Raw genomic sequence first — 1,507 nt, 5'->3', positions numbered from 1 at the left:
GTCCGGACCGGACATCGCGCGCCCGCCCGTGTCAATACAACGTATAGACGCCAAAAAACCCCAGCATTTTCAACCCCATCCACCCCAGGCACGCGTGCGCCGAGCGTGCCCGGGCGATCAGCGCCCGCGCGCCAGGAGCTCGTCGATCAGATCGAGCGTGCCCGCCGGCAGCGCCGTCTCCGGCAGGTCGAAGCTCGCCGTCCCCCCCGTCTCCACCACCACGATGTGATAGACGACCCGGTCCGGCCCGCCGCGCGGCCTCCTCGCCGCCAGCGCCTCGAGCGCGCCCGGATCGAGCTTCTCGCAGGCCTCGACGCGCAGCGGCTCGGGCAGGCTCTCGACCGCCACCTCGGCCTTCTTCGCCAGCCCGAAGCCGCCGATCCCGCCCGAGGTCGTGATCGTGATCGTGACCATCATCGCCAGGCACTCCGCAATCCCGCCCACCTCAGGCCGAAATCCCCACCAGCTTCCACGCCCGCCGGACCACCATCGCCTCCCGGCTCCCGACCCCGTAGAGCGCCAGCGCCGCCTGCGCCGTGCCGGCCGCCCAGTCGGCGAAGCTCGCGAAGGGATTGTTGAGCTGCTGCATGGTCCGATACCAGATCTGCCCCGGCGCCTCCCAGGAGTTCCCCCCCATCAGCATGCAGCAGAGATAGAAGGCGTGGTTCGGGATGCCGGAGTTGATGTGCACCCCGCCGTTGTCCTCGGTCGTGCTGACGTAGAGGTCCATGTGATAGGGCTGCGGGTCCTGCCCGAGCAGCGCGTCGGAATAGGCCGTCCCCGGCATCTTCATCGAGCGCAGCGCCACCCCCTGGATCTCCGGCCCGAGGATCCCCTTGCCGATCAGCCAGTCGCTGGAATGGACGTCCGTCCCCTCGGCGAACTGCCGCACCATGGCGCCGAAGACGTCGCAGAAGCTCTCGTTCAGCGCCCCCGACTGCCCCTGGTACTCGAGCCCGCCGGAGAATTGCACCACCCCGTGGCTCATCTCGTGCCCGATCACCGAGGTCTCGAGGAAGGTCGAGAAGATCTTCCCGTCCCCGTCGCCGTAGACCATCTGCCGCCCGTCCCAGAAGGCGTTGTTGAAGTCCCGCCGGTGATGCACGGTCGAGATCAGCCTGGCCCCCTGCCCGTCGAGGGAATCGCGCCCGAAGGTGTCGAAGTAGAAGTCGTAGACGGCCCCCGCCCCGTCGTAGGCGGCGTCCGCATCGGCATCCCCGCTCGGCGCGCCGCCCTCGGAGCGCACGAGCTTCCCCGGCAGCGCCGCCTTTCCCTCGCCGCTATAGACCTCGCGGTTCAGATGCCGCTCGGGCGCGGCCGCCACGAACGCCGGGGATTCGAAGCCCGCCTCGCCGTCACCGGTGCGCAGCATCGGGGTGGCCTGGCAGACCGACGCCCGCGCGCAGCGCACCTTCTCGCTGTGGCCGAGCAGCGCGCGCGCCATCTCGGTCTGCCTGGCGTCGCCCCGCATCTCGAGCACGCGCAGCATGTGCGGCGGGACGATGCA

Annotated in this window: 2 protein-coding genes; both read right to left on the bottom strand. The window is 69.9% G+C overall.

The genetic code is table 11. From position 1 onward, the window contains the following. Nucleotides 1-117: 117 nt before the first annotated feature. Nucleotides 118-417, bottom strand: coding sequence for a protealysin inhibitor emfourin (locus tag Q0112_RS06890; protein WP_297973136.1), 300 nt, complete (start codon nt 415-417; stop codon nt 118-120). A gap of 28 nt (nt 418-445) precedes the next feature. After that, nucleotides 446-1,507: M4 family metallopeptidase (locus Q0112_RS06885; RefSeq protein WP_297973135.1), on the bottom strand; the 1,062-nt coding region annotated here is incomplete at its 5' end.

Origin of the sequence: uncultured Amaricoccus sp., from assembly GCF_937858865.1 — a bacterium.
Taxonomy (GTDB): domain Bacteria; phylum Pseudomonadota; class Alphaproteobacteria; order Rhodobacterales; family Rhodobacteraceae; genus Amaricoccus.
This window is presented reverse-complemented; position numbering and strand designations above follow the sequence as displayed.